Raw genomic sequence first — 19022 nt, 5'->3', positions numbered from 1 at the left:
AAACTAGTATGAATAATTATTTTTATTAAAATAAAGCAGCACCAGAGATTATCGACTTTTTCTCCGGTGCTGCAGATATCTCTTTTGAAGTTGAATTAAAGTCTTTCACCGACCGCGTTGACGAATGAAGTAAGCATCCTCCATCGACGGCTCTGCTTCGGTTAATCCCCGGAAAGGCCGATCCTTTCCGACCAGCCGAACGTACATGCCTTCCGGCACTTCGCGAAATAGGATCAGATTCCGGTCATTGACGTCATCGAAATTTTCCTGGGAAATGACGCCCTCCCATACCTTCAGCGGCAGTTCGCGCGTCCACCTCTCTCTCTCACCCTCGAATCGAACCTGGCCCTGGCCAAGCCAGATGATATGATCGGCCGCCCCCTCCCATTCGTTCAGTTCGTGAACGGCCGCCAATACGGTTTTCCCCGTCGCGTAGCGCGACAGATAGGAAATCGCCAACTTGCGTTCCGCGGAATCCATCGCATTCAGCGGCTCATCCAGAAACAGAAAATAAGGAGCGGCGAGCAAGGACTGTACGAGCGCAATTCGTCGTCGGACACCGAGCGAGAGCGACTTGATCTTTACATTCCGGCTATGCTCCAGCCGGAAATCCCGCAGCAAGCTTTCCACCCGTTCCAAACGAAATACACCTTTCAGTTCAGCCAAGTAAACAAGCAGCTTATATACCGTCATTTCCTCGTACAGCTCAATCTCCGCCGGAACATACCCGATTTGGCTCCGCAGGAGCGGTAAATCCTCGGCCGCGGATCGCTGGTGGTAAAGAATGCTGCCCCGGCGCGGCATTTGGAGCGTGGCGAGCAGTTCCAGCAGCGTCGTTTTGCCCGCCCCGTTAGGACCAACCATGAGCGTCAGCCCTCGATGAATGCGGAGGCGCCCAATTTGCAGCGTGAATTCGCCAAGGGGCTGACAAACATTTTCCAGCACGATCATACTCTTTCTCCTCCGCCTAATCCATCATTCATTTTGAGATGGCGGCTGCGGTAATAAGAGCGAAGAATCAGCAAAGTTCCGGCAATCAGCATAAGCCCATCCGCCATCGTTCGGGATGACGCCGTCCATCCATGCAAACGGGATTGGTCTTCAATCACGAACCACAGAATATAAACCACCGAAGCCGCAACGCAAGCCAGGGTCATTCCTTTTCGGAACAATACGTACATGGCCGCTCCCGCCGTGAACATTGAAATGCCCAGCCATTGGAGCAGAAAAGGAATAAACGGCATGCTAACCTCTCCCGCCGCCGTTACCCTGAGGCCGACGATCAAGGAGCTAAGCAAGGCCCAACTGACCACTAGGCCAATCACCATCAGCATCCGGCTGTAAATCACCAGCGCCGGAGGATACGGCGTAATGCTTTCCACCGCCCGCATGCCCCGGTCCCAGGAACGATAGCTGAATAACATGGACGCAATGAGCATCAACGGCGTTATGACCGGAAACAATCCGCTGGGAATGGCATCTCCCAACAGAAAAGTTCTGAACGGTCTTTGCGGGTCAACCAGAAGAATCAGCATCAAAAATACCGCAGAGCCCGACAGAATGAGCGATTTCCGGTTTACCCGGAACTGGCTCCATAGCAGTTTACGCAAGGACGGCGCCTCGACCTGCGGGTTGAAGTCAAGCGCAGGCACGACAGCAGCGGCTTTAAGCGCGTCAAATTCAGGCTGCAGCGCCGCGATCAGCGCCGCGGTTTCCGACGGGGATGGGGGCGGCAGCACCGCCTGACGCAGCGGTTCGCGCAAATCCTGTTCCAATTTCTCTAATTCTTTATCAATGGAGGGGTTCATGGGATGACACCTCGCTTTCCTGTTTATCCTTCAATTTTGTCCTGAATCTGGGCGGTGACAAATCCGACGATTTCATCAAGACCCGCTTCAGTTTTCGCAGCGCCCCATATAAGTGGGATTTCACCGAACTTAGCGGCAGATCCATCAGCTCGGCAATTTCTTGCAGCTTCAGCTCATGAAAAAATCGCATCCTCACCACGTCCTGCTGCACTTCGGGCAGCCAGGCGAGGGACTCCGCAATCTGTTCCACCGCCTCCTGCCGCTCTAGAAGTTCTTCCGCACCGGGAGAGGGGTCGGCGTCCTCCGGCATTTCATCCGCGGCCGCATGCTCGGAGCGGTAAGCAGAGCTCCTCCAATAATCCCGGCACAGGTTGAGCGCCACTTTATACAGCCAGGGGCGGAGCTGGTCAAGCCCGCCGTGCCTTTCCAAATGCCGGATGAGCCGGATGAAGGTCTCTTGCACGAGATCCTCCGCCTTTGAGCGGTCACCGAGCTGCTGCGTGATATAGCTAAGAAGCGGCCCGTGATAGCGGGTAACCAGAAGTTCAAAAGCCTCTTGCTCTCCCTGGGCCATTCGCTCCGCCAATTGTTGATCGGAAATCAATTCCATTCCCCCTCTCCCGTTTCTTTATTTCAATGTTATTCTTCTTCCTCAATAATCCAGCGTTCCCTCTTCCCGATGAGCCACACGGCTGCAGCAAGCAGCGCGGCGGCGGCCAGCATCAGCGCGACCCGGTTTAAGGGAAACGATGCCTTCTCCGGCAGAAAGGCGGTGTAGAGCGTCCACCCGGACAACCAGCTTCCGCCGCTGATCGTATCAACCATCCAAACCGCAAACCCTAACGCCAATCCCCCATAGGTTTTACGGAATATAACCATTCCTATCAGCGTTATAGAGGCGAGCAGCATGAAAGCGGGCATCGTCTGGAGAATTAACGGGAAGATCCCTGTCACTCTTTTTGCGCCTTCTCCCCCACCCCAAGGATACATGAATGTGGAAATCCGCCCGAACTTCAGCAGATAAACCGCCATCCATCCTACGTTTAGCAAAGATGCGTATAACAGCGCCAGCACCCATTTACGTACGGCGATCAACCTCAGGGAAACCGGGTACGTGGCGATCATCTCCATGCTCCCTCCCCCGATTTCCCGCTGGAACAAGAGCAGCATAAGCATGATGACTAGCGGGTACATCCCCATTTCCGAAAAATAGTAGACGGTACGCGGTTTGTCGCCGAGCAGGATACTAATCAGATAGAGGATAAATACAAACAGCACCAGAGCCGCGACCGGCTGTTTTTGCAGTCTCAGATCAAAGGAATATCCGCGCCGCAACTGCTCAATTGCCGTTTTCATCGCCCATCACCCTCTTCCATTCCTTTTCCCATGCCGTAAACGGAATTTTGTTATCGGCAATCGCAGGCTCCACATTCGGATCGGGAACTTCAATTCCTTTGGCGTAAAAATAATTCAACACTTCTTTGACTTGTTTGTATTTGCCTTCATCCAACGCTTGCGCAACCTGTTTTACCATTTGCAATCCAACGCGATCGGGATCAGTCCCCTCATCTCTTGCATATAGTTCCTGGATCAAGTATCCATTTCCAGACCCTTGCCAAATTTCTTCGTCACTATAACCTTCTTCTTCCCGGGTATACAGGTACCACATCAGCCCCCGGATTTGCAGGCGGACATCCTCGCTCATGTTTTCGATCAAATAATCGCCTTTACGGCTTCCCAGGAGCATCTGATTCATTAACATTTTGGAAGCATAATCCTTGTCAAAAAGATAGGTCATCACATAAGTCTGATTTTCCACACTATGTTTCATATAATTCTCATTTGGAAGGAACAACAGCTGGTCGAGACGGGATTCAAAAGGATGGATCCATCCGGAAAAATAAGCGTACATTTTCTTCCACTGTGCCAGAATATCCTCTCCAAGCTTGGCGTTACAAGGCGTCGTTACCGCTTTACCCGGAAAATCCCCCGATTCCAGTTCCAAAAAGTCCCCGCCGAACAACGAGAGACCTTCGCTCACTTGACCTTCGAAAGCTTGCTTGCCTTGCTCGCGCCCGGTTTCCGGCAGACTGGTATATAAAGGGCGATCGAATCCGGCCAGTTTTAATTTGAACTGGGTCGAATAAGGAGCATGAGGGATAAACACCGACCCAAGCTGTATGCCGGAACCGTCCATTTCCTTCACGTAAACCGGTTGGTGTCCCGCTAGCGGGTACCAGGCGATATAACCGGGAAGAAACAGGTCGTCGCCTTTAACGAAGGCATAAAACGAACCCTGACCCTGAAATCCCGGCGCGTAATCCATCATGGTCCCCGCATAGGTAATTTCAACCTCCAGCAAACCTTCAGGTTTTAAGGCAGGAAGTTTGATATCCAGCTGATCCCCTTTGCGCGAAAAGGAAGCTTCATTGTCACCGACCCTGATTTTCTGCACATTAAAATTGCGGTTCAGCGTTAAGTTCAGTTCCCGGTTCCCCGCAGCCTTCAAATCATCGCCAGGGATCGTAAGCTTTGACGTGATCCGCAGACTGTCATTGGGTTCCCTCTTCACGTTAAGATCATATTCTGTAATCCGGAACAGATCGGAGGAATTCCATTCCGGCGATTCATCCAGGCTCTTGAGAGTCGGATCGGCAAGCTTGGCGTAATAGCCCTCATAACGCTCCTGCCAGATTTGGCCGTAAGGCACGAATGCCAGGGCGGCGAGCAGAACCGCAAACGCGCTAACACTCCAGACCGCCAGTTTGTGCTTCGTCGGACGGATCCGGTTCAACACCGTAACGCCGGCAACCAGAAGCAATAAGACAAAGGACAATACGAACAGGCGCGAATATAGCAGTTCATCCCCGATTAGGCGGAAGCCCCAAGTATCGTAAGGTTGATTCGTAACCAGGAACAAGCGGCTTAAATGAAAGGTCTGCAACGGATAAAGCCTCGCTTTGTCGATCAAAAAAATGTCCATGAAAAACGTTCCGAACATCCACGCGCAAAAACCGATCAGATAGACGACCCGGTTAGGAATCGCAATCGCCAGCAGCATGGCTAAGGCCAGCGTTACCATATATGAAATCTCATAGGTCACGGCAAAATACAACGCATATTCAACCGTAATTTCAGGAGCAATCCCCCGTTGAGCCGAAAACCAGGCAAACACAGCCGCGGCGATCAGCGTAAAGATCGAAAAATAGATTAACCCGGCCAGATACTTGGCTGAAACTTTCGTGGCGTATGGAACCGGCAGCGCCGAACTCCACTCGTAGGAGGAACGGCGTATATCCCTTCGCACCGACAATATGCCTACAAGCATAACAAGCCCCAGCGTCATCGTATGGACAAAAGCATGAAACGTATAGGCCTCATTAAACAAATTTGATTCGGGCGCTACACTGCCGATCGTCCACACATTCATCACCGCAAATGCCAGCGGCAGAGCCAGCAGCCACAAGTTACGAAAAATCATGTTCCATTCAAAACGGAACTGGCGAAGCCATTTATTCATAACCGCGAGCACCTTCCCTCTGGCTCGTCCGCAGCAGCGCCAAGTATCCGTCCTCCAAAGTTGGACGGACCAGAACGCCGTCCGAACCGGATGGAGGCGCCTCGCCGATCACCCGGCACAACAGCCCCTGCTCGCTCCGGCGTGTGGATACTACGGACATCGGGTCCAACCTGGCAAACTGCTCCTCGCTGACGATGCCTTCCCACACCTTGCCGCGCCCGTAATCCTGCAGCTCGGCCAAATCGCCGGACATTCTGACCCGGCCCCGGTCCAGCACGGCGATTTGCCGGCAGTTGCTTTCGATGTCCGCCACGATATGGGTGGACAGAAGCACGATCCGGCCCAGGCTGAACCGGGTCAGCAAGTTGCGAAAGCGAACGCGCTCTTCCGGATCGAGGCCGGCCGTCGGTTCATCGACGATCAGCACCTGCGGAGATCCCAGCAGGGCCTGAGCGATACCAAGGCGCCGTTTCATCCCGCCGGAGTAAGTCCTGACCCGTTTGCCCGCTTTATCCTGTAAATTGACCTCTTCCAGCAGCCGGTCGATTTCCGCCTTGCGCCGTTTCCGGTCATTCATGCCTTTCATCTCGCCCACGTAATCCAGATACTCGGCACCGGTCAACTGAGGATATACCTGGAACTGCTGCGGCAGATAGCCGATCATGCCCCGGATATCCTCGGCTTTGCGAAGCGGGATCCCGTTGATCGTCGCTTCGCCCGCCGTTGGCGGCACTAAGGTAGCCAATATACGCATTAACGACGACTTTCCGGCCCCGTTGGGCCCAAGTAAGCCGACCATGCCTTCATTCAGCGTCAGGGTGACATCATGGAGCGCCCATCCCCCACGCCGGTACTTTTTGGACAAATGGTTGATTTCTATCATAAAACATCCTCATTCCCAGACTGTATTCGATAACCCGCGCGGTTACTATCTGTACATGTAACGGGAGGCATGGAAAAAAAGTTGATACCTGTTTCTAGAAAAATAATTTATGCTCGGAGATGCCCGGGAGATGCCCGGGAGATGCCCGTCGCCTTCCCTCATCCCAGCCATTCCAGCCGTGCCAGATAATCCAGACAATCCAGGCAATCCAGGTATTCCAGGTAATCCAGGTAATCCAGCAATTAAGACATTCCAGACAACCCTGGCAATCCAGGTAATCCAGGCAATCCAGGTAATCCAGGCAATCCAGGTATTCCAGACAATAAGACTATTTAGGTAATTCAGACATTCCAAACTATTTTGCTAAACCAGGTGATCTAGGCGATCCAGGCAGATTAACTGGATTTTCTACAGCTAATTTGCCCGTCTGCCCCCATTTTTCACAAATAGCTGTAAAACCTGCAGCTATTTTCGCTCTTTCTTCTCTTTGAAAGCCGATAATGACGGATTAACTGTACGTTTTACAGTTAATGTCTGAAAAATCTTAAATCACAGAAAATTAACTGTAGGTTTTCCAGTTAATGAGCCGTTGAATCGCGCTGGAAATCCATCAAAAAAAGCGCTATTCCCTTTTCGTTGGAATAGCGCTTTTGATACAAGCTTATTAGCCGCTGCTTTATTAATAATCACTCCGGCTGCTAAGCCTTTGAGCGATCGCCACGCCTGCGCTCGTACCGAGCCGGGTTGCTCCGGCTTTGATCATCTCTTCAGCATCGGCAAGATTCCGGACTCCTCCGGATGCTTTGACTCCGATGCCTGGCCCGACCGTCTTCGCCATCAATGCTACCGCTTCGACCGTGGCTCCGCCCGTTGAAAAACCGGTTGACGTTTTAACAAAATCAACGCCAGCCGCAACCGCCAGACGACAAGCCCGGACGATCTCATCCGGGGTCAACAGGCAGGTCTCAAGAATGACCTTGACCAAGGCTTTGCCTGCGGCGCTTTCGACAACACCAACCATATCGCGGACAACCGCTTCGTCGTCCCCATCCTTCAGCGCGCCGATATTAATGACCATGTCAACTTCGGTAGCCCCGTCGCGAATGGCTTGAACGGTTTCAAAAGCTTTTGCCTCCGGTGCGGACGCTCCTAGCGGAAACCCGATAACCGTGCACACCTTCACATTCGGCGTATCCTTAAGCGCTTCGGCCGCGGTCTTTACCCAGTAAGGGTTCACACATACGGAAGCAAAGCCATACTCTTTTGCCTCGGCGGCCAGTTTAAGAATGCCTTCTTTTCCCGCATCCGCCTTCAATAACGTATGATCGATCCGGCTTATTACCGATTTCGTACTCATCCTTAATTCCTCCAATTTAGTATAAGCTTGTGATTTGCACGCCTTCAGGCAGCTTGAACGGGTGTTCCTTGTTGATCCGGTCATAAAACATAACTCCGTTTAAATGGTCGAGTTCATGCTGCATAACAATAGCGTCGAAACCTTTGAAGCGCAGCTTCACTTCTTTGCCCTTCTCATCGATAGCCTTGACCTGCACCTTCTCGTAGCGGGGTACAAACCCCTGCACTACACGGTCCACCGACAGACAGCCTTCACTTTCCGGCAAATACACCATCGCCGTCGAATGGCTGACGATTTTGGGATTAAACAGAGCTACTTCACGATCATTGCCCTGATCGTCCGACAAGAGTGCGGCAAACATCCGTTTGTTCAAACCGATCTGGTTCGCGGATAACCCCACTCCGGCCCGCAGCTTATATTTTTTTGATAATTCCGGGTCTTGGCTATTCTTCAAAAAGGCCATCATCGACGCCATTTCCTCACGGTCCTCCTCCGTCGGAGGCACGCTGACCGGCTCGGTCACCACCCGCAGGATAGGATCGCCTTCCCGCACAATATCATCCATCGTAATAATGTAGTCGCTTTTGAATTTACTCATGAGTGAATCCTTCATCCACCTTCACATGCCAAATTTGCGCTTAACTTAAGACCAGCCCCAGCGTAGCACGCAGCCGGAGCATTGTCAAAATCAGCGTCTTACTTTCATTCCCCAGACGTCATCCTTCGAATATTGGGTTGCGGCCCGCAGCTGTTCCAACCGGCCATCCTGCGGATAATGCTTCACCAGATAGGTCAAGAAAGTCTCCCGAAGTCCAATTTCCTGGTCAAGTAAATTATACTCGTTAGGATGCCGTTCCAGTTCCTTCAGTCCGGATTCCCAGAGCACCAAATCCCCGGCAACGGATTTATTTTCCCGTGTCTTGGCCGCCAGTTCCTTAAGTTCCCGGTAGGCCGTTCTCACTTTGCCGGAATATCTATGTTTGTGACTCAGCCAACCCAATCCGACAATGGCGAGAAAGAGCAGAATCCATAATTCTATATGATCCAATTAGTCACCTCATTCATGCCTAAAGTATCATAGCCGCAAAAATAATGTCAAACCATAAAATCGCAATGGGTTAGGGACGGGTGAGAGCCAAGTTACAGTCCCTTAATAGCGGTCCACAACGTCCAGCAGCCCGACACAAGAATCAAGATCAAAGTCAGCTTTTTGAAAACAGCCTCGTTCAGCTTGCCTCCTGCCCAGATTCCAAGCAGCACCCCTGCAATCATTGCCGGAATCAGCCATACCAGAGTCTCTGAAACCGCCTCATCAAGCAGACCGCCATATATATAGGATATGATGGTCACGGCATTCAATAGGAGCGCATAGAAGGTCAGATTTCCCCGAAAAGCCCCCTTATCCGTTCCTTGATTGGACAGAAACAACGCCACCGGAGGTCCGCTCATGGATATGCTCCCGTTCAGCAAACCGCTGGCCAGACCGACCGTTACGAAGCCCAGCCTTTCTCTCGTGACCTGAAATGTCTTCCCCGACATCATGACCGCCGAGGACAGCACGATAAGGCCGCCCGCGGCAATTTTTAACGCCGTTTCGTTTACATACAGCAGCAAGTAAGACCCTAGCGGCGCCGCAACAATGCCTGACAGTGTAAGCAACCCGATTTTACGGATTACGACATGTTTATAACAATTAATAAAAATTGCTATATTCGTAAAAAAACTGAGGATGACGATCAGAGGAACCACCTGTCTCAGCGGGAGAAACAGAGTTAGCAACGGCAGCGAAACAAGTGCAAACCCGAAGCTGGTTACCCCTTGTATGAAACCGGCCAGCAAAATAACGAGCATGCCAAAACCCAGCCAGGATGGGATCTCCATAATCATATGCATTTATCCCCCCGATATACAGATAAGCCGGCATTCAAAATGCCGGCTTAGGCTTTATTTATATATTATAATGCAATCCACAATTGATAAACAGCTTGTGCCGCTTCAGCCCGGGTGAGAGGTTCAGTCGGAGCAAAGCCTCCGTCTCCCCTGCCTTGTACCAATCCAAGGGCCTGCGCGTTTTTTATGGCTGAATTCGCCCAAACGGAAATTTTGTCTTCATCCGCAAATGAACCTGACTGAAGCGTACCTTCGGATGTCCCTTTCAGTGCATAGGCATTCATCAGCAAGACCGCCATTTCCTGACGGGTAACCGGAGCGTTTGGATCAAACAGCATACCGGCGGTTGCGGCTCTACCTTTTATGATTCCCGCATTATAGGCAGCCGACACAGCACCGGAGTACCACACGTCCGAAGCCACGTCTGTGAAGCCTGCCGCTGCACCCGGCTTGAGTCTCAGAGCGCGGGTAAGCATAGCGACAAACTCCGCCCGGCTTACGGAGCGGCCCGGTTCAAATGCTCCGTTTGCCGTTCCCTTAACGACTTGCTTGGCTGCAAGTCCTGCCACTGCTTCAAATGCCCAGTTCGTGTCGGAGACATCTACAAACTGCTTGGTGACTTGCAGCACCGCATAGGGACTGAAATGACTCAATTCCGCAGTCACTTCCCCGTCAATCCAACGACCGCCTGCAAATTCCAGGTTACCGCCTTCGGAAATATAATAGATACCGGTAGTATTTTTATGAACTCCCGTATTTGGTTTGATAGAGATCGTTACGGGCTTTACGAACCGGTCCATGACGATCTCGGTGCCATCCGGACCTAATAGTGACAGTTTAAAATCATACATCGGTCCCGCATATTCGATCGAGGTAAATTCAGTCCGTGCAGTTCCCTTGCCCAGCGCTAATTCCAGGGCTTGCTTGTCGCCTTGGGCGAATTGCAGGGAGACCGAATAATCAGCAGACTTCGCTGTCTCCCCGATAAGCTGCTGCAATACTTCGTTTGGCAGATTCAGCTTCAGGTTCCCATTCGAGACTTCTAGAGCACTGTTTCCAAGCGATTTAATAACTTCGCCGGTTAAGATCAGTGTAGACACCTGTTCACTTACGTCAATCGATACGATTCCGTCTCCATTTCGCTTCATTTGGTCAGGTTTAATGGTTAGCGTTGCAGGCTTACTTTCAGGACCTTTCACTCCGGGATTGCCTGTATTCGAGCTCAACCCGCCCGAAGTACCTCCGCCTTGCGGGTTAGAGGGCTCCGCTGGCGTGGTAGGGTTGGTAGGCATCGTCGGCGCCTCTGCGGTTTGGATCAATTCGACGTCATCAAAATATCCCCAGATTTCTTCGGGTGCTTCAACCTCGAATCCAATCGTCAAACGCCCGTCTTCAACCTGAATATTCTCTACGGCATACTGTTTCCAAACATTCCAGCCCGTGTTGAGCATATCGGTCCCTTGCATTTTGCCTGAAGAATCCGTGGCAAAGAGCTTGAGTATCGTTTCGCCTCCGCCTCCGGACGCCCATGCTTTAAGAGTATAGGTTCCGTTCGATAACCCGCTGACATTTTGGGTCAACTGATAACCGTAAGGCTCCCCGTACCAGTAGTTAAACGCATGGCTTCCCGAATGGGCATTACCTGCATTTTTCTCGACTTTACCGGCGGCGCTGGTTCCCGAAATTGTCCAGTGAGTCAGATCTCCGCTCTCGAAGCCGGGATTTTGAAGCATGTTCGCTTTTTCCAATACGGTAATTTCAATCCTGGCCTGCTGTTCTATACCGGCTACCTGGCCATAAACCGTAAACTTCCCAGGCTTAGTAAGCAGTTCTTCCGAAATGCCGTCCCAAAGAACAGCGGTCGGTCGAATGGAACCTTCGTTGTAGAGAACATTCACTTTGGCCGGAAGCACCGGAGTTGTTCCTTTGGAAACGGTAACTCCATCTGCTGCATATACCAGTAGCGGAAGCACCTCGGTGATGCTGCCTGGAACAAACCGGAATGCATCCAGGGATGCCAGGGCATTGCCGCCAAAATCAAACATCGCCTGATTTTCCCAAGCATTGCCTTCTCCTGCTTTCCAGCCGACACCCGGCAGCCAGGCCGGTTCCCAATAAAACACACCCAGACCGTTATGCCCGTCGACGCTGGCAACCGTGTTTAATACGGTTTCGGTCACCAGTTTTTGATTGGCCACCGAAGCGGGGAATCCGGCGATGTCCGTTTCTGCTTCGCCTGCAATATTTCCGTGATCGTCCCCGTCATCATAGGTATACGGATATGCTGTCTCTGCAACGACTACTTGTTTTCCGTACCGGGCTACGAGATCATTCATATTGCTCTTCAGATCTTGAAACGTTCCGTGCCAATATGGATAGTAGGATAGTCCGATCACATCGTAATCGACGCCGCGTGCTTTGATTTGATCAAAGAAGCTGCGGAATTTGCCGTTGCTTCCCCCTTCAGCCAAGTGAAGCATAATTTTCGTTTCCTGCCCTTCCGGCGTCGTATCCCGAACCGCTTGGCTTCCTTGATTCAGCAGTTCAGCCAAATTATCGAAGTTAGCGGTCGATCCTTCAGGATGAATCATGCCGCTATTGATCTCGTTGCCGATTTGTATCATATCAGGGTACGCATTGAGATCCCCCAGTTCGGTCAATACATCGGAGGTATAGTCATAAACCGCCTGTTTAAGCGCCGGAAAATCCAGTCCTTCCCATGCCGCGGGCTTGACCTGTTTGCCGGGGTCGGCCCAGAAATCGGAATAATGGAAATCCAGCAACAATTTCAACCCTGCGGCTTTGACCCGAGTCGCCATCTCTACGGTATGCTCCCGGTCATTGAAGCCGCCCGCTTCAACCGGGTCGTTCCAAAGCCGCAGCCGAACGTAGTTCACGCCATGGTCTTTAAGGATGGTCAGCAAATCTTTGCTCGAGCCATCGTCATAAAACTGGACACCGAGTTCTTCTAGTGCCTGTAGGGTGGAAATGTCTACGCCTTTAATGAAATTATTAGGATCATAAGCTTCTTCCCCCGATTTCACCAGTTGGATATCATCGAAATATCCCCAGTAATCGGCCGGTGCTGCCACCTCAAAACCAATGGTAACACGACCGTCGGTTACCTGAATGTCCTCTACTTTATACTCCTTCCATACATTCCAGCCGTTGTTGACGATCTTTGTGCTCATGGTGACTCCAGAGCTAGAGCCCGCATCTTCTCCCCCAACTTCGTCACCATCATTGACGCCTCCCGTTTCGGCGAACAGCTTCGCTTCCAGTTCCTCGTCTTTGCCCGAAGCCCATGCCCGCAATTCATAGGTCCCGTTCTCAAGGCCGCTTAACGTTTGGGACAACCTGAATTCATAGCCATGATCCCCATACCAATAATTGAATGAATGACTGCCCGAATGGGCGTCTTCCGAGTTGTTTTTCACCATTGCGGCATAGGTGGCCCCTGTTACCGTCCAACCCGTCAGGTCTCCGAGTTCAAACCCCGGGTTTTCCAGTGTCAGTCCTGTTGATAAGGCGGAACCGGCGGCGGCTGTCACAGAGGGAGAGTATGTAATCATTAAATTTGGAAGCGCTAACACAAATGTTAAAACCATCAGTAATCTTTTATTCATCCTTGGTGGAATCTTCATGTCCATCTACCTCCCTAATCAAGAATATAGATTCCGGAGGAGGCATAGGGATTCCCTCCCTTTCCTGCCTCCGGATCAGCTTTACGTTGACTTGCAAACTTGAATCTAATCCCGATCATGTTTCCGCTTCAGCACCAGCGAACCGTATAACGGGAGATCCAGCGTCCCGGACAAAGATTCGCCGGTTTCAAGATCCACGTATTCCCTGCTGTCCAACTGGACCTTCGCCGTTTTGCCGGTGAAATTAAGCAGGAATACGTAATCATGATCGCCATCACACCGAAGCTGGGCGGTAACGCCTTCAGGCAGTTGGCTATCCAGTGTGCGGAGCACCCCGCTTTCTTCGACCAGCTTGCCGTAGAGCGCATCGTAAAAAGCATCTTCACTAACGCGCGCGGCCAAATAATACGCCCGGCCCGATCCCGCCGACTCCGGCCGATTCACGGTCAGCACCGGCTTGCCGGCATAGAAATCGTCCCCGTAGGTTGCCAGAACTTCCGCGCTTTCAGCATGTATCACCTCGCACAACTCGCGGATTTCATAGCTTCCCTCCAGACCAAGCCGGTTTCCGGAAGACATGACGAGCGAGTTGCTGTCATGGTCATGCAGCCCGTCGATTTCCTCCGCCCAGATGCCTAAAACATGCCGAAGCGGCCCGGGGAATCCATTTAGATGGCATAGATCATTTTCATTGACGATACCGGACCAGTAGGTGACCAGCAGAGTACCGCCCTCATTCACGAATTGCTCCAGTCTCGCACCCGTTTCTTCCCGAAGCAAATAGGCCATAGGCAGCACGATCAATTTATAGGCGGTGAAATCGTCATTAGATCCGATAATATCCGTTGGCACACCCTGTTTCCATAATGCCCGGTAATGCTGCACGACGGTCTGCTCGTAATGCAATCCCCCATTACGCGGACCTTGTGCATCATTGATTGCCCAGCGATTGTCCCAATCAAACAGAATGGCCGCTTCCGCCGGAACATTCGTACCGACAACCTCTGTCATCCGCGACAGGGTTTGGCCCAATTCCGCGACCTCGTGGAATACGCGGGTATGCTCATTTCCGACATGGTCGACGACGGCCCCGTGGAATTTTTCGCTGGAGCCCCTGCTTTTGCGCCATTGGAAATACTGAACCGTGTCCGATCCATGAGCGACCGCCTGCAACGAAGAAAGACGGTGCATGCCTGGCCGCTTCAATTTGCTGACCGGCTGCCAGTTTGTCTGGCTCGGTGTGCTTTCCATCAGCATGAACGGCTTCTTCTTCAAGGTGCGGAACAAATCGTGGTTAAAAGCAAACCAGGAGGCGATCCCGATCTCCGATTCCGCTTCATGCCAGGTCGGATAAGCGTCCCAGGAAATGACATCCACGGCTTTGGCAAACTCCCGGTAATCCAGCCCGTAGAATAAATCCATCATGTTTGCCGTGCAAGGCAAGTCCGGATTTATTGCCTTTAGCGGAGTGATTTCATGCCGGAAGAAATCGATCGTCTGGTCGGACACGAACCGCCGCCAGTCCAAGTTGTGACCATGAACCATCATTTCTCCGTGCGGGGCGGGTGACTCGACCTGTGACCAGGAGGTATAGGTGTGGCTCCAGAACGTCGTCCACCAGGCCCGATTCAGCGCCTCCAGACTGCCGTATTTCCGTTTCAGCCAAGCCCGGAAAGCCTCCTGGCAGTAATCGCAATGGCATTCTCCGCCATACTCGTTGGAGACATGCCAACCGATGACGGCCGGATGAGCGGAATACCGCTCCGCCAGCTTGATGTTCATAATCGCAATCTTCTCCCTGTACACTGGCGAGGTGAAGCAGTGATTGTGCCGCATGCCGTGCAGATTGCGTTGGCGATTAGCTTCTACCCGAAGCACTTCCGGATATTTCTCGGACATCCAGGCCGGACGCGCGCCGCTCGGCGTCGCCAGCCAGGCGTAGATTCCGTTAGCTGCCAGCCGGTCCAGTACGCGATCCAGCCAATCGAATGTGAATGTCCCTTCTTCCGGCTCCAGCGCCGCCCAGGAGAAAATCCCGACGGACATCACATTGCAATTCGCGAGCTTCATCAGCCGGATGTCTTCCTCGAGCACGGCCGGGTCATGCAGCCACTGCTCCGGATTGTAGTCCGCTCCGTGCATCATCACAGGCAATTTTTCGCTAATCGGTGGCAATTTGTTCATCATGTTGTTCTCCTCCCTTAAGAAAAATCGCCGGAGCCATGACTCCGGCGATGATTGATTTATTGCTGCGCGGCCAGGAATGCATCAATCTGGCTTTGCAGTTCCTCCTGAATCTTTCCGATACCGGCGGAGTTCAACTGCTTGATCAGTTCTGCTTGACCTTTATCCAGGTCATCGATCAAACCGTACTCCAGCGGAATGGCATAGCGGAGCATCACATTACCGACGTTGGACACCTCGTTCTTCACCTTCGAATCGTCAAACACGAAGGTTTCCAGCGCGAAGTGATGTACTTTGGGCTCCCAGTCTTTAAGAATCTCATCCGCTTCTACAGGATACGATGCATCCTTGCGGTTCAGCGGGGAGTTCCAGCCCCAATTGGAGAAACCGGTGTAATTGGCTGCGCTAGGTCCGGCCGAGAATCGGTCGTCTCCAACCGGTTCATAGTGCTTGCCTGCGATGCCGTACATCGTCAAATCATGAATTTCTTTATCGTTCTGCAGCAAGTCGATCAGCATAAGGGAACGTTCCGCGTTTTTGGATGTAGCATGGATCGCCATCCCGTTTTGCGTCGAAATGGAGGCGATTTTTTTCTTGTCCGGTGTCAGATCGACGATCGCGCCTTCATATTCCGGTTTATCCCGGCGCAGTTCCGCCAGGTTGGCTCCGACCGTACCGAGCGTCTGAGCGTAAGAACCGACTTTCCCGGCCTTCATGTCCTGCCAAACGTCGTTTTTGTTGCTGACGATGTTTTTGGACCAGCCTTTGTTATCTGCGAGATCTTTATAATAGGTGAGAAGTTCTCTGAATTCAGGAGTGTCGTACACATTAAACAATTGGCCTTTTTCGTCAGTCAGCTTATAAGCCAGCGGGAAACTGTAATCGATAAGATTCCATTCGTTTTGCTGCTCGAGCAGGGCCTGGTCCAGCTCATGCCATTTCCAACCATCGGCAGGCTTGGCACCGAAAGCGCTCATCCCTTTCTCGTTCGCACCTACGGCTTTTACGTAAGCGGCATAGGTTTCAGGGCTGTTGATCGGCTCCAAATTGTATTTTTTACGCAAATCCTCACGGATGATCACGACTTTATCCGTTACTTCCATGTTATTGTTCGGCACCATATACAGCTTGCCGTCAACCTTTGCTTGGTCCCACGATACGGCAGGCATGGCTTCCCACGTTTTCGGCATGTACGTTTTCAGCATGTCTTCCGTCAATTCCAGAAATCCGCCTTTGCGTGCCTGATCATTGTAAAAAGCCCAGTTTGCCGTATAAACGATGTCAAAATCCTCATTCGCCGCAAATTTCAGCGGATATTTCTGCGTCCAATCCGCCCAATCCAAAAATTCAGTTTCCACGGTAGCATTGATTTTTTCTTTAAGCAGTTTGTTCAGCTCGCCGAACACTTCGTCATAATCGGCCGGCTTGCCGCCCACCAGGAGCATCTTCAGCTTCACCTCTTGTGAGATGTCCGGTCCGGCTTGATCCCCTCCGCTATTCGCTGAATTCACGGCTGCATTGGAACCGGTATTCGCATTTTTGGCACCCGAGGCATCTTTACCACCGCCGTTGCCTCCGCAAGCGCTCAACAAGGCGGACACTGCGAACACCATCGCCAGCAGGAACATGAATCTTCTCTTTTGTTGTTTCATGACTAAACCTTCCCCCTAATTTGTTATATTTGAATGGTTCGAATCTATCGATAACCAGGTTTCCCTGTGGTCATCCTTTCACGGCTCCAATGGTAAGACCCTGCACGAAATATCGCTGGATAAACGGATACGCCAGCAAAATCGGCCCTGTAGCCACGATGGTCATCGCCATTTTCAGGCTCTCGGTCGGCAGGTTGATATTCACTACGGCTCCCGAGGCCATCATCGCTTTGCGCATACCGTCCATATTGCCGAGCAGCCGGTATAAATAATACTGCAGCGGCATCAAATCGGAATTTGAAATAAAGAGCAGCGCATTGTACCAATCGTTCCAATATGCCAATGCGATAAACAAGCCGATCGTCGCCAGCGCAGGTTTGGACAGAGGCAGGATAAACCGGACGTAAATCTGGAAGTCCCCCGCTCCGTCGATCTTCGCCGATTCGATGATCGCTTCGGGAATGCTGCTCATAAACGATTTCATTACGATAATATAGAACACGTTCATCAGCATCGGCAGAATAAGGACGATCAGCGTATCCTTCAGCTGCAGGTAGTTCACGATGAGCAGATACCAAGGCACCAGCCCGCCGCTGAACAGCGTGGTAAAGAAGAAGAAAAACGAAAACTTGTTGCGCCATTTAAAGTCTTTTCTCGCCAAAACATAGGAGGTCATGGAGGTCAAAAACAACCCTAGCAGCGTCCCCAGTGCGGTGACCGTGATTGTTATGCCATAGGCTTTAAGCATCTCCGTCGGGTATTTGAACAAAATTTGATAGGCCTCGGTGGAAAAAGAGGTAGGAATCAGTTGAAAGCCGTTCTCTATGATCTTGCTTTCCTCCGTCAGCGAGGAGGAGATCACCAATAAAAACGGAAAGATGCAAAACAAAGCCAAAATCGTTAGAGCCGTATACCCGATGGCCGCCAAAATCAGCCGGTCTTTAGGTTTCGGCTTCCTGGATTTCATGCGAACTTCGGGACCCAAGTTGCCGGTGGTTGTTGCCGTTGCGTTCATATTCGTTCCCTCCGTTTATCAGAACAAAGCATGATCTTTGTCGTATTTGCGTACAGCGTAGTTGGCGAGCATAATCGTTGCAAACCCGAGAACGGATTGATAGAACCCCGCGGCAGCGGACATCCCGATTTCGTTAGACGTAATCAAGGACCGGAACACGAAGGTGTCAATAACGTCGGTCGAAGAGAACAGCAGGCCATTGTTGCCGACCATGTTGTAGAACATCCCGAAGTCTCCACGGAAAATGTTGCCGATCGCCAGCAGAACGAGAATAATGATCGTCGGCATTAAGTTCGGGATCGTAATTTTCCGGATGCGTTGAAAAATGTTAGCCCCGTCGATTTCGGCTGCTTCATACATTTCCGTATCGATGCTGGTGATGGCCGCCAGATACATGATTGTGCCGTAACCCAGCGCCTTCCAGGCGGAAACAAGGACCAGTATCACCGGCCAATAGGCGGCCGTATTGTAAATGTCGATGGATTCCATGCCGATTTTATTCAGCAGGACATTAATCGTTCCTACGTCGTAGTTGAACAAATTGTACGCAATCGCTCCCACGACGACCCAGGAAATAAAATACGGCAGAAACATTACCGTTTGGGTGATTTTACGAAACCATTTACCCGCGACCTCAAACAGCAAAATCGCTGCGAAAATTTGCAGCAGGTTGTTTACAACGATAAAGGCAATGTTGTAAAGCGCCGTATTTCTAGTTACGCGCCAAGCGTCCCCCGATTCGAAAAAGAATCTGAAGTTGTCCATCCCGTTCCAGGGACTTCCGAAAATTCCCCCGCTGTAATTGAATTGCTTGAAAGCCAGCACGATCCCCGCCATCGGAATATAGGCAAACAGCAGGAAAAACAATACGCCCGGAACTAACATCAGCAGCAACGTTCTATATTTCTTTACATCGCTCCAAAAGCCGTGCCCTCTCATCTAGCATCTTTTCTCCCCTCTTGTTGTCTCTTCCCTAATTATAAAAGAGGAGATTCATTACTGTGGATTCAGCGAACCAACTAAAAGTAATACATTTTCCACGATCCCCAAACAAATTGCGAGCAAGCAA

General features: G+C 51.4%; 15 protein-coding genes. All 15 read right to left on the bottom strand.

Annotated elements, in window-relative coordinates; translation table 11 throughout:
* Positions 1–105: 105 nt before the first annotated feature.
* A complete protein-coding gene (locus KJS57_RS17745) occupies positions 106–951 on the bottom strand; it encodes an ATP-binding cassette domain-containing protein (RefSeq protein WP_213655827.1) in 846 nt (281 codons plus the stop codon).
* Positions 948–1808 (bottom strand): hypothetical protein, encoded by an 861-nt coding sequence (locus KJS57_RS17740; protein ID WP_213655826.1) that lies wholly within the window; start codon positions 1806–1808, stop codon positions 948–950. Before KJS57_RS17740 ends, KJS57_RS17745 begins: the two co-directional genes overlap by 4 nt.
* Positions 1792–2418, bottom strand: coding sequence for an RNA polymerase sigma factor (locus KJS57_RS17735; RefSeq protein WP_244861611.1), 627 nt, complete (start codon positions 2416–2418; stop codon positions 1792–1794). The genes KJS57_RS17740 and KJS57_RS17735 overlap by 17 nt, the downstream gene beginning before the upstream one ends.
* A 29-nt stretch (positions 2419–2447) precedes the next feature.
* Positions 2448–3164: a hypothetical protein gene (locus KJS57_RS17730; RefSeq protein WP_213655825.1), complete on the bottom strand. Its 717-nt coding sequence runs from the start codon at positions 3162–3164 to the stop codon at positions 2448–2450.
* Positions 3148–5328, bottom strand: coding sequence for an ABC transporter permease (locus tag KJS57_RS17725; RefSeq protein ID WP_213655824.1), 2181 nt, complete (start codon positions 5326–5328; stop codon positions 3148–3150). The genes KJS57_RS17730 and KJS57_RS17725 overlap by 17 nt, the downstream gene beginning before the upstream one ends.
* Positions 5321–6211: an ABC transporter ATP-binding protein gene (locus tag KJS57_RS17720; protein WP_213655823.1), complete on the bottom strand. Its 891-nt coding sequence runs from the start codon at positions 6209–6211 to the stop codon at positions 5321–5323. Before KJS57_RS17720 ends, KJS57_RS17725 begins: the two co-directional genes overlap by 8 nt.
* Positions 6212–6890: 679 nt before the next feature.
* A complete protein-coding gene (gene deoC / locus KJS57_RS17715; RefSeq protein ID WP_213655822.1) occupies positions 6891–7568 on the bottom strand; it encodes a deoxyribose-phosphate aldolase in 678 nt (225 codons plus the stop codon).
* A 16-nt stretch (positions 7569–7584) separates the two neighbouring features.
* Positions 7585–8166 carry a peptide deformylase gene (gene def / locus KJS57_RS17710; RefSeq protein WP_211024338.1) on the bottom strand — a complete coding sequence of 194 codons (582 nt, stop codon included), beginning with the start codon at positions 8164–8166 and terminating at the stop codon, positions 7585–7587.
* Positions 8167–8256: 90 nt separating this feature from the next.
* Positions 8257–8616: a hypothetical protein gene (locus tag KJS57_RS17705; RefSeq protein ID WP_211024336.1), complete on the bottom strand. Its 360-nt coding sequence runs from the start codon at positions 8614–8616 to the stop codon at positions 8257–8259.
* Positions 8617–8708: 92 nt separating this feature from the next.
* Positions 8709–9455, bottom strand: coding sequence for a sulfite exporter TauE/SafE family protein (locus KJS57_RS17700; protein ID WP_244861610.1), 747 nt, complete (start codon positions 9453–9455; stop codon positions 8709–8711).
* A gap of 68 nt (positions 9456–9523) precedes the next feature.
* The gene (locus KJS57_RS17695) at positions 9524–13102 is read right to left on the bottom strand and encodes a glycosyl hydrolase 53 family protein (RefSeq protein ID WP_213655821.1); all 3579 of its coding nucleotides are present in this window, start codon (positions 13100–13102) and stop codon (positions 9524–9526) included.
* 105 nt (positions 13103–13207) lie between these two features.
* Positions 13208–15289 (bottom strand): beta-galactosidase, encoded by a 2082-nt coding sequence (locus KJS57_RS17690; protein WP_280520394.1) that lies wholly within the window; start codon positions 15287–15289, stop codon positions 13208–13210.
* 56 nt (positions 15290–15345) lie between these two features.
* Positions 15346–16938, bottom strand: a complete 1593-nt coding sequence (locus KJS57_RS17685) for an ABC transporter substrate-binding protein (protein WP_213655820.1) — start codon at positions 16936–16938, stop codon at positions 15346–15348.
* 70 nt (positions 16939–17008) lie between these two features.
* Entirely contained in the window at positions 17009–17905 is an 897-nt protein-coding gene (locus KJS57_RS17680; RefSeq protein WP_244861615.1) for a carbohydrate ABC transporter permease, read from the bottom strand.
* Positions 17906–17971: 66 nt separating this feature from the next.
* A complete protein-coding gene (locus KJS57_RS17675; protein WP_211024327.1) occupies positions 17972–18892 on the bottom strand; it encodes an ABC transporter permease in 921 nt (306 codons plus the stop codon).
* Positions 18893–19022 lie beyond the last annotated feature (130 nt).

The organism is Paenibacillus vini (genome assembly GCF_018403325.1).
GTDB lineage: Bacteria > Bacillota > Bacilli > Paenibacillales > Paenibacillaceae > Fontibacillus > Fontibacillus vini.
Note: the sequence above shows the minus strand (reverse complement) of the source record. Positions and strands in the feature narration are given on the sequence as shown.

Bases quoted from the DNA above. Each gene is read 5' to 3' on its own strand.
- KJS57_RS17725 (WP_213655824.1), bottom strand. From the start codon at position 5,328: ATGAATAAATGGCTTCGCCAGTTCCGTTTTGAATGGAACATGATTTTT.
- KJS57_RS17685 (WP_213655820.1), bottom strand. From the start codon at position 16,938: ATGAAACAACAAAAGAGAAGATTCATGTTCCTGCTGGCGATGGTGTTC.
- KJS57_RS17695 (WP_213655821.1), bottom strand. From the start codon at position 13,102: ATGAAGATTCCACCAAGGATGAATAAAAGATTACTGATGGTTTTAACA.
- KJS57_RS17680 (WP_244861615.1), bottom strand. From the start codon at position 17,905: ATGAAATCCAGGAAGCCGAAACCTAAAGACCGGCTGATTTTGGCGGCC.
- deoC (WP_213655822.1), bottom strand. From the start codon at position 7,568: ATGAGTACGAAATCGGTAATAAGCCGGATCGATCATACGTTATTGAAG.
- KJS57_RS17730 (WP_213655825.1), bottom strand. From the start codon at position 3,164: ATGAAAACGGCAATTGAGCAGTTGCGGCGCGGATATTCCTTTGATCTG.
- def (WP_211024338.1), bottom strand. From the start codon at position 8,166: ATGAGTAAATTCAAAAGCGACTACATTATTACGATGGATGATATTGTG.
- KJS57_RS17735 (WP_244861611.1), bottom strand. From the start codon at position 2,418: ATGGAATTGATTTCCGATCAACAATTGGCGGAGCGAATGGCCCAGGGA.
- KJS57_RS17740 (WP_213655826.1), bottom strand. From the start codon at position 1,808: ATGAACCCCTCCATTGATAAAGAATTAGAGAAATTGGAACAGGATTTG.
- KJS57_RS17745 (WP_213655827.1), bottom strand. From the start codon at position 951: ATGATCGTGCTGGAAAATGTTTGTCAGCCCCTTGGCGAATTCACGCTG.
- KJS57_RS17700 (WP_244861610.1), bottom strand. From the start codon at position 9,455: ATGATTATGGAGATCCCATCCTGGCTGGGTTTTGGCATGCTCGTTATT.
- KJS57_RS17690 (WP_280520394.1), bottom strand. From the start codon at position 15,289: ATGATGAACAAATTGCCACCGATTAGCGAAAAATTGCCTGTGATGATG.
- KJS57_RS17675 (WP_211024327.1), bottom strand. From the start codon at position 18,892: ATGAGAGGGCACGGCTTTTGGAGCGATGTAAAGAAATATAGAACGTTG.
- KJS57_RS17720 (WP_213655823.1), bottom strand. From the start codon at position 6,211: ATGATAGAAATCAACCATTTGTCCAAAAAGTACCGGCGTGGGGGATGG.